Below are 8,506 nucleotides of genomic sequence, written 5' to 3' on the forward strand. Positions count from 1 at the left end.
CATCCCGGCCGCCGCCGGCCAGCGCCGCCGCGTGGGCCGCGTCGACCTGGGCCCGCGTCGAGGCGGCCAGTCCCAGCATCGTGCCGTTGCCGGCGCTCGCGTCCAGGCCGTTGAACGGCTGCACGATCCAGAGCTGGGTCTCGCCGCCCTCGGGGCCGTAGCCGACCATCTCGTCGTCCGCGTAGCCGGGCTTGAGGCCCAGCGGCGCGAGCACCGCGTCGTAGAAGGCCTTGGCCGCGCGGCGGTCGTTGCTGCCCAAGGTCACGTAGCTGATCATCGTTGGCTCCCCTTCATCGGGTGGTCGTTCAAGTCGTCGCTCGGCGGTCTGTCACATCCGCATCGGAATGGTCACCGGCCCGTCGTTGACCAGGCTGACCTGCATGTCGGCGCCGAATTCGCCAGTGTGCACGACCGGATGCTGCGCCCGGGCCGAGCGCACCAGGTGGTCGTAGAGCCGGCGGCCGAGCTCGGCGGGCGCCGCGCCGGTGAAGCTGGGCCGGTTGCCGCCGGAGGTGTCCGCCGCCAGCGTGAACTGCGAGACGACCAGCAGCCCGCCGCCCACGTCCTGCAGGCTGCGGTTCATCTTGCCGGCCTCGTCGCTGAAGATGCGCAGCTTCAGGATCTTCTGCAGCAGCCTGTCGGCCACCGCCTCGTTGTCCTGCGGCTCGGCGCAGACCAGCAGCAGCAGGCCCGGCCCGATGCGTCCGGTGCAGCGGTCGCCGACATCGACCCGGGCTTCCTTCACGCGTTGGAGCAGCGCGATCATGCCTGTCCTTCCTTGGGGGTGGGTGGGGTGTGCGGGGAGGGAGCGCCGGGGGCGTCCTCCGGGGTGTCCTCCTGCGCCTGGGCCTGGGCCTCCTGCGCGGCCTGCTCGGCGAAGCGCGTCTCGACATTCACCGGCAGCAATTGGATGCTGGCGCGGATGCCTGGCAGCGCGCGCATCAGCGCCTGCTCGACCTCGCCGCGCAGCTTCGCGGCCTCGCCCAGCGTCCAGCGCGCCGGCACGTGCAGGTGGAAATCGACATAGCGGCGCTGCCCGGCCACGCGAGTAGCGACATGGTCGAAGCGCAGCTCCGGCGACGCGAAGCCCTTCAGCACGGCGGAGATCGCCTGCTGGTCCTCGGGTTCGAGCGCCATGTCCATCAGGCCGGCGGTGGAGCGCCACATCAGGTGCATCGCCTCGCGCAGGATGTTCAGCGCCACCAGGATGGCCAGCACCGGATCCAGCCAGGTCCAGCCGGTGAGCAGCACGCCGACCAGCCCGGCCACGACGCCGACCGAGGTCCAGACATCGGTGAAGAGGTGGCGCGCGTCGGCTTCCAGCGCGATCGAGCGGTGCTCCCGCGCCGCCCGCAGCATCTTCCAGGCCAGCGCGCCGTTGATCGCGGTGCTCACCAGCGACAGCACCATGCCGACGCCCAGCGCCTCCAGCGGCTGCGGCGTGCGCAGCCGCTCGATCGCGGCCCAGCCGATCCCCAGCGCGGCCACCAGGATCAGCGCGCCCTCGAAGGCGCTGGAGAAGTACTCCGCCTTGTGGTGGCCGAAGGGGTGGTCCTCGTCGGGCGGACGGCGGGCGATGGTCACCATCGCCAGGCCGAAGAGCGCGCCGGCCAGGTTCACCCCCGATTCGAGCGCGTCCGACAGCAGGCCCACCGAGCCCGTCCACCACCAGGCGGCCGTCTTCAGGGCGATGGTCAGCACTGCCACGAGGACCGAGAGCTTCAGGTATTGCTGCACTTGCATGGCGCCGATTTTGCCGGTCCTAGAATGGCGCCCGTTCGACTTGCGCGCCCTCCCTGGAGGGCTCCCACCACCACCCCTTTCGCCACCCCCTTCCGCCTCATCCGGACAGCACCATGAGCAACACCCCGCCCGTCCACGACGCCGACCTCAGCCACATCCCGCCACGCGACAAGGCGGAGCTGCTGTCCCAGGCGCTGCCCTACATCCGCAAGTACCACGGCAAGACCATCGTCATCAAGTACGGCGGCAACGCGATGACCGATCCGGCGCTGCAGCAGGATTTCGCCGAGGACGTGGTGCTGCTCAAGCTGGTCGGCCTGAACCCGGTGGTGGTGCACGGCGGCGGTCCGCAGATCGAGGATGCGCTCAACAAGCTCGGCAAGAAGGGCCACTTCATCCAGGGCATGCGCGTCACCGACGAGGAGACGATGAGCGTCGTCGAATGGGTGCTGGCCGGCGAGGTGCAGCAGGACATCGTCGGCCTGATCAATGTCGCCGGCGGAAAGGCGGTCGGCCTGACCGGCCGCGACGGCGGCATGATCCGCGCCAAGAAGCTCAAGCTGATCGACAAGGACGATCCGGCCAAGGAGCACGACGTGGGCTCGGTCGGCGACATCGTCGCAATCGACCCCAGCGTCGTGAAGGCGCTGCAGGACGACCAGTTCATCCCGGTGATCAGCCCGATCGGCTTCGGCGAGAGCAACGAGAGCTACAACATCAACGCCGACGTCGTCGCCGGCAAGCTGGCCGAGGTGCTCAAGGCCGAGAAGCTGGTGCTGCTGACCAACACCCCCGGCGTGCTCGACAAGCAGGGGAAGCTGCTGACCGACCTCTCGGCCCGCGAGATCGACGAGCTCTTCGCCGACGGCACGCTGTCCGGCGGCATGCTGCCCAAGATCGCCTCGGCGCTGGACGCGGCCCGCAGCGGCGTCAAGGCGGTGCACATCATCGACGGCCGCGTGCCCCACGCGATGCTGCTGGAGATCCTCTCCGAGCAGGCCTACGGCACGATGATCCGCTCGCATTGAGCTGAGTTCGTGCTCTGGGGGCGTCCCCGGCGCTCCCCCAGAGGGGCGGAATTCCCCACCGAGCCCCCTCCGAACGAGGGGGCTCGGTCGTTTCCGGGAGCGTGCTTTGCCCTCGCGTAACGCTCAGGAGTCGGGGATGGTCGAAGGTCATACCACTGCAAGCTGGGGATTGCCGCTGAAAGACGCGACATCCCAGAATGCGCCCCGCAGCGGCTCCATAGCCGTGAGGGATTGCATGTCACTGTTCAGCGTCTTGATCGTCGAAGATCAGCTTCGCTTCCGCGAAGCGTTCGCCCATGCCCTGGAAAAAGCGCCGGACATCCGTCTGGTGGGCATGGCCACCGATCTCCAGCAGGGGCGGAAGATGTTCGACCAGACGCGTCCCGACGTGTTGCTGGTCGACCTCGACCTGCCCGGCGGCAGCGGGATCGAACTGATCCGCCATGCCGCGCATGTCGCGCCCGAGTGCGAGGTGATGGTCATCTCGGTCTTCGGCGACGAGCAGCATGTGCTCTCGAGCATCGAAGCCGGCGCGACCGGCTACCTGCTCAAGGACTCGCTGGCGCTGGACCTGCCCGGCCAGCTGCGCTCGCTGCGCGCGGGCGGCAGCCCGATCTCGCCGGTGATCGCGCGTCGCCTGCTGCTGCGCCTGGCGCCGCAGGGCGCGGGCGCCCATCCGCGCGGCTTCGGCGAGTCGGCCCCGATGCCGCTGGTCGACGAGCAGGTCGTGGCCCTGTCCGAGCAGGAATCGCGGGTGCTGCACTTGGCCGCCAAGGGCTTCACCTTCGACGAGATCGCGCAGTTCATGAATGTGTCGCCGCACACGATCATGACTTACGTGAAACGCACCTACCGCAAGCTGCAGGTGCGCTCCAAGGTCGAGGCCATCTACGAGGCGCGGCGCCTGGGCTGGCTGCGCGACTGACCGGACCGGGGCCGCGCCTGCGGCCGTCGAACGCCGGCCCGTACGCCGTCCGGCATCGGCGTCAAGGCGGTGTTCGGGCTGTGCCAGAATCGCCGCACACTTCGGCCCCTCCCATGCACACCAGCCCCCCGGATACCTCGGACTCCGCCGCCGCCAAGCCGGCCGAGCTGCCACGCAAGCGGCTCAAGCCGGGGGAGCGCCGGGTGCAGATCCTGCAGACGCTGGCCAGCATGCTGGAACAGCCCGGCGCCGAGCGCGTCACCACCGCCGCGCTGGCCGCGCGGCTGGAAGTCAGCGAGGCCGCGCTCTACCGGCACTTCGCCAGCAAGGCCCAGATGTTCGAGGGGCTGATCGAGTTCATCGAGACCAGCATCTTCTCGTTGCTCAACCAGATCGCCGAGCGCGAGACGGATGGACTGGCCCAGGCGCAGCGCATCGTCGCGGTGCTGCTGCAGTTCGGCGAACGCAACCCTGGCATGGCCCGCGTGATGGTCGGCGACGCGCTGGTCTACGAGAACGAGCGTCTGGTCGCGCGCATGAACCAGTTCTTCGACAAGGTCGAGTCCTCGCTGCGCCAGGCGCTGCGCACCGCGGCCGAGGCCTCGGGCTCCAGCACCCCGACGGTCGAGGCCCAGGCGCAGGCCTCGGTGCTGGTGAGCTTCATCATCGGCCGGCTGCAGCGGTATGCGCGCTCCGGCTTCAAGCGGCTTCCCACCGAACAGTTGGATGCCGCAATGCGAATGCTCGCCTGAGTCCGGCCGCCGCCCAGCGCCCGCCGACCGGGGGCGCGGCCCCTACACTCGGCCCCATGTCCGACGCCCTTGATGCCCTGCTGCGGCGCGCCGACGCGCTGCTGAGCCGCCTGGAGGCCGTGCTGCCCCAGCCCCTGACGCCGCCCGACTGGGAGGCGGCGGTCGCCTTCCGTTACCGCAAGCGCGGCGCGAGCGCGCGGCTCGAGCCGGTGCGCCACCTGTCGACGATCCGCCTGGCCGACCTCAAGGAAGTCGAGCCGCAGAAGGAGCGGCTGCTGCGCAACACCCGCCAGTTCGTGCAGGGCCAGCCCGCCAACAACGTGCTGCTGACCGGCGCGCGCGGCACCGGCAAGAGCTCGCTGATCAAGGCCTGCCTGAACGAGTTCGCCGGCCAGGGGCTGCGCCTGATCGAGGTCGACAAGGCCGACCTGGTCGACCTGCCGGACTTGGCCGACCTGGTCGCCGACCGGCCGGAGCGCTTCGTGATCTTCTGCGACGACCTCAGCTTCGACGAGGGCGAGGCCGGCTACAAGGCGCTGAAGTCGATGCTGGACGGCTCGGTCGCCGCCGCCACCGACAACCTGTTGATCTACGCCACCAGCAACCGCCGCCACCTGCTGCCCGAGCAGATGAAGGACAACCTCGGCTACACCCACTCGGAGCGCGACGGCAACGTCGAGGTGCATCCGGGCGAGGCGGTGGAGGAGAAGATTTCGCTGAGCGAGCGCTTCGGGCTGTGGATCAGCTTCTACAGCTTCAGTCAGCAGGAGTACCTGGCGATCGTCGCCCAGTGGCTGTCGCACTTCGGTCTGGACGCCGCCCGCATCGAGGCGGCACGCCAGCCGGCGCTGGTCTGGGCGCTGGAGCGCGGTTCGCGCTCGGGCCGCGTCGCCTACCAGTTCGCCCGCGACCTGGCCGGCCGCGGCGGTGCCGATGAAGGCATGGCGCCGGTCGCGTCCGTCGCTGCGACCGCGGACCGCGACGCACCGGAGGGCCTCGACCATGTCTGAGCCGCAACAGGCCAATCCGCACAGCCCGTCCGCCGCCACCGACCGTGTGCCGGTGGACGTTGCCGTCGGCGTGCTGGTGCGCCGCGAGGCGGGCGGCCGGGAGACCGAGTTCCTGCTGACCTCGCGCCCCGAGGGCAAGGTCTACGCCGGCTACTGGGAGTTCCCGGGCGGCAAGCTCGAGGCGGGCGAGACGGTGGAACAGGCGCTGCGCCGCGAACTGCACGAGGAACTCGGCATCACCATCGGCGCGGCCCATCCCTGGAAGATCGAGCTGATGGAGTACCCGCATGCCAAGGTGCGGCTGCACTTCTGCAAGGTCTACGAATGGACCGGCGAATTCGAGATGCGCGAAGGCCAGGCCATGAGCTGGCAGCACCTGCCGGTGCAGGTCCAGCCGGTGCTGCCGGGCACGATCCCGGTGCTGCAGTGGTTCGCCGCGGAGCGCTTCCATGTCGGGCTCACCCATGTCGTCTGAGGGCGCGCGACCGGCGACGTCGGCAGGGCCGGACTACACTGCCGCGATGGACTGGCTCGATCAGATCAAGTGGGACCGCGACGGCCTGGTGCCCGTCATCGCGCAGGAGCAGGGCTCCGGCGACATCCTGATGTTCGCGTGGATGAACCGTGAGGCGCTGGCCCGCACCGCCGAGCGTGGCGAGGCGGTGTACTGGAGCCGCTCGCGCCAGAAGCTGTGGCACAAGGGCGAGGAGTCCGGCCATGTGCAGCAGGTCCACGGCATCCGCCTGGATTGCGACAACGACGTGGTGCTGCTGACCATCACCCAGCACGGCCATGAGCCCGGCATCGCCTGCCACACCGGCCGCCACAGCTGCTTCTTCCAGAAGCTCGAGCAGGGTCGCTGGACCACCGTCGAGCCGGTCCTCAAGGACCCGGCCACCATCTACAAGGCCTGAGCGCGATGAGCACCGACAACACCGCCGCCGGCGCGTCCCTCTCGCGGGACGTGCTCGCGCACCTGGGCGACGTGGTCGCGCAGCGCCGCGCCGAGGGCGATCCCGACAAGAGTTATGTCGCCAGGCTCTTCGCCAAGGGCCTGGACCAGATCCTCAAGAAGGTGGGCGAGGAAGCGACCGAGGTCGTGATCGCCGCCAAGGATGGCGCGCCCGACAAGTTGGTCTACGAAGTCGCCGACCTCTGGTTCCACTCGATCGTGGCGCTGGCCGCGCTCGACGTGCGGCCCGAGCGGGTGCTGGCCGAGCTCGCCCGCCGCGAAGGCCTGTCCGGCCTCGAGGAATTCGCCAGCAGACAAGCACAGGAGCGCCCATGACCGAGTCGTTCGATCCGCCACCGCCGTCCGTTGCCCTGGATCCGCAGCGCGAGGCCAGTCTGCGCACCGTCGGCATCATCAGCTACGTGCTGCACGCGATCGTCGCCATCGGCGCACTGCTGCCCGGCGTGCAGGCCAGCATCGTGCTGCTGATCGTCGCGGTGATCGTCGACCTGGTGAAGCGCGACGAGGCCGTCGGCACCTGGCAGGCCACCCACTTCTCCTGGCGCCTGCGCAGCGTGCTGTGGTGCGGGATCCTGTACGTGGTGACGATCCCGCTGTGGCTGCTGTTCATCATCCCGGGCTGGATCGCCTGGTGCCTGATCTCGATCTGGTTCCTGTACCGCATCGTGCGCGGCTGGCTGGCGATGAACGACCGCCGGCCGATGCCGACCTGAGGCAGCGCCTCGCCGCGCCCGCCCTCCGCCTGATTCCGGTTCGCCGCAATTCCCGACCGCCGCCACCATGAGCCACGACCCCAACTGCATCTTCTGCAAGATCGTCCAGGGCCAGATTCCCGCCAGGAAGGTCTACGAGGACGACGACCTGATCGGTTTCCACGACATCCACCCGTGGGCGCCGGTGCATTTCCTGCTGATCCCCAAGCAGCACATCGCCAGCATGGCCGACCTGCAGCCCGAGCATGCGCCGCTGCTGGGCAAGATGTCGGTGCTGGTGCCGCGGCTGATGAAGGAACTGGGCGTCACCAACGGCTTCCGCACCGTGGTCAACACCGGGGCGGATGGCGGTCAGGAGGTGTTCCACCTCCACATGCATGCGATCGGCGGGCCTCGCCCCTGGTCGAAGGGCTGAACATCCCCCGCTTCGCCCGCGGCCGCCCCGGAAAGCCAGCGCCGACCGCTCGATATACGAGGGGTTGCGTTCGCCCAGCGGGTAGGGTGAGGCGCATAAGCCGCTGATGCGGGCAGGGAGGGGCGCAGATCGCCGGTATGGCTGTCATGAGCGCCCCTTAGAATTTCGACTTCCGACTCTGGAGAATGTCATGGGTAGTTTGAGCATCTGGCACTGGCTGATCGTGCTGGTGGTCGTCATCGCCGTGTTCGGCACCAAGAAGCTGCGCAACGTGGGCGGCGACCTGGGCGCCGCGGTCAAGGGCTTCAAGGACGGCATGAAGGACGGCACCTCGTCCGACGCGCCGCCGCAGCAGGTGGCCAACACCAACAAGGCGGCCGATCCGAACACCGTCGACGTCGACGCCAAGACCCGTAGCTGAGCACGACCCGCATGGTCGATTTCGGCTTCGACAAGCTGATCCTGATCGGCGCGGTGGCGCTGGTCGTGCTCGGCCCTGAGCGCCTGCCGCGCGTGGCCCGCACGGTGGGCACGCTGCTGGGCAAGGCGCAGCGCTACGTCGCCGACGTGAAGGCGGAAGTGAACCGGTCCATCGAACTGGAGGAACTCCAGAAGATGAAGGGCCAGTTCGAGACCGCCGTCAGCGACGTGCACGCCAGCGTCCAGGAGCAGGTGGATTCCGCCAACCAGGCGCTGCAGTCGACCTGGTCCGACCTGTCCGTCGACGGCACGTTGGCGGATGGCTCGATCGGCGGCTACGCGTCGCCGGTCCCGGTCTACGCGCATCCGAAGAAGAACTGGCGCCTGAAGCGGGGCGCCACGCCGCTCTGGTACAAGCAGCGGCTGGGCGTGAAACGCCATGCCCAATCCGGCGCGGCCCGCGTGGCGCGCTTCCGTCCTCCTCGCCGAGCCTCATGAGCAGCCCCCAAGAAGACGAACTGGCCGGC

Annotated in this window: 13 protein-coding genes and 1 pseudogene; 11 read left to right on the forward strand and 3 right to left on the reverse strand. The window is 69.1% G+C overall.

The window, feature by feature from the left end; all coding sequences use genetic code 11:
* The 3 genes and pseudogenes from FUT87_RS10240 to FUT87_RS10250 all read right to left on the reverse strand — a co-directional run.
* A pseudogene (locus tag FUT87_RS10240) lies at nucleotides 1-277 on the reverse strand (VOC family protein); the annotation flags it as partial.
* Nucleotides 278-328: 51 nt separating this feature from the next.
* On the reverse strand, nucleotides 329-766 hold the full coding sequence (gene dtd / locus FUT87_RS10245; RefSeq protein WP_147240948.1) for a D-aminoacyl-tRNA deacylase: 438 nt from the start codon (nucleotides 764-766) through the stop codon (nucleotides 329-331).
* Nucleotides 763-1,743, reverse strand: a complete 981-nt coding sequence (locus tag FUT87_RS10250) for a cation diffusion facilitator family transporter (RefSeq protein ID WP_147240949.1) — start codon at nucleotides 1,741-1,743, stop codon at nucleotides 763-765. Before FUT87_RS10250 ends, dtd begins: the two co-directional genes overlap by 4 nt.
* A gap of 113 nt (nucleotides 1,744-1,856) precedes the next feature.
* On the opposite strand from FUT87_RS10250, the gene argB reads away from it, so the two are divergent.
* The 11 genes from argB to tatB all read left to right on the forward strand — a co-directional run bounded on the left by argB (nucleotide 1,857) and on the right by tatB (nucleotide 8,477).
* Complete coding sequence (argB, locus tag FUT87_RS10255) at nucleotides 1,857-2,771, forward strand: acetylglutamate kinase (RefSeq protein WP_091725796.1); 915 nt, start codon at nucleotides 1,857-1,859, stop codon at nucleotides 2,769-2,771.
* 235 nt (nucleotides 2,772-3,006) lie between these two features.
* Nucleotides 3,007-3,696 (forward strand): response regulator transcription factor, encoded by a 690-nt coding sequence (locus tag FUT87_RS10260; RefSeq protein ID WP_091725793.1) that lies wholly within the window; start codon nucleotides 3,007-3,009, stop codon nucleotides 3,694-3,696.
* 113 nt (nucleotides 3,697-3,809) lie between these two features.
* Nucleotides 3,810-4,448, forward strand: coding sequence for a nucleoid occlusion factor SlmA (gene slmA, locus FUT87_RS10265; protein WP_091725790.1), 639 nt, complete (start codon nucleotides 3,810-3,812; stop codon nucleotides 4,446-4,448).
* A gap of 56 nt (nucleotides 4,449-4,504) precedes the next feature.
* On the forward strand, nucleotides 4,505-5,458 hold the full coding sequence (locus FUT87_RS10270; protein WP_147240950.1) for an ATP-binding protein: 954 nt from the start codon (nucleotides 4,505-4,507) through the stop codon (nucleotides 5,456-5,458).
* Nucleotides 5,451-5,933 carry an NUDIX domain-containing protein gene (locus FUT87_RS10275; protein ID WP_091725781.1) on the forward strand — a complete coding sequence of 161 codons (483 nt, stop codon included), beginning with the start codon at nucleotides 5,451-5,453 and terminating at the stop codon, nucleotides 5,931-5,933. Before FUT87_RS10270 ends, FUT87_RS10275 begins: the two co-directional genes overlap by 8 nt.
* Before the next feature lie 46 nt (nucleotides 5,934-5,979).
* The gene (gene hisI / locus FUT87_RS10280) at nucleotides 5,980-6,372 is read left to right on the forward strand and encodes a phosphoribosyl-AMP cyclohydrolase (RefSeq protein WP_091725777.1); all 393 of its coding nucleotides are present in this window, start codon (nucleotides 5,980-5,982) and stop codon (nucleotides 6,370-6,372) included.
* Nucleotides 6,373-6,377: 5 nt separating this feature from the next.
* Nucleotides 6,378-6,746, forward strand: a complete 369-nt coding sequence (locus FUT87_RS10285; protein WP_091725772.1) for a phosphoribosyl-ATP diphosphatase — start codon at nucleotides 6,378-6,380, stop codon at nucleotides 6,744-6,746.
* A complete protein-coding gene (locus tag FUT87_RS10290) occupies nucleotides 6,743-7,144 on the forward strand; it encodes a hypothetical protein (RefSeq protein WP_091725769.1) in 402 nt (133 codons plus the stop codon). The genes FUT87_RS10285 and FUT87_RS10290 overlap by 4 nt, the downstream gene beginning before the upstream one ends.
* Before the next feature lie 67 nt (nucleotides 7,145-7,211).
* The gene (locus tag FUT87_RS10295) at nucleotides 7,212-7,559 is read left to right on the forward strand and encodes a histidine triad nucleotide-binding protein (protein ID WP_091725766.1); all 348 of its coding nucleotides are present in this window, start codon (nucleotides 7,212-7,214) and stop codon (nucleotides 7,557-7,559) included.
* Nucleotides 7,560-7,749: 190 nt separating this feature from the next.
* Complete coding sequence (gene tatA, locus FUT87_RS10300) at nucleotides 7,750-7,980, forward strand: Sec-independent protein translocase subunit TatA (RefSeq protein WP_091725763.1); 231 nt, start codon at nucleotides 7,750-7,752, stop codon at nucleotides 7,978-7,980.
* 11 nt (nucleotides 7,981-7,991) lie between these two features.
* Nucleotides 7,992-8,477: a Sec-independent protein translocase protein TatB gene (tatB, locus tag FUT87_RS10305; RefSeq protein WP_147240951.1), complete on the forward strand. Its 486-nt coding sequence runs from the start codon at nucleotides 7,992-7,994 to the stop codon at nucleotides 8,475-8,477.
* Nucleotides 8,478-8,506: the final 29 nt, after the last annotated feature.

The sequence above is a fragment of the Mitsuaria sp. TWR114 genome (assembly GCF_007997345.1).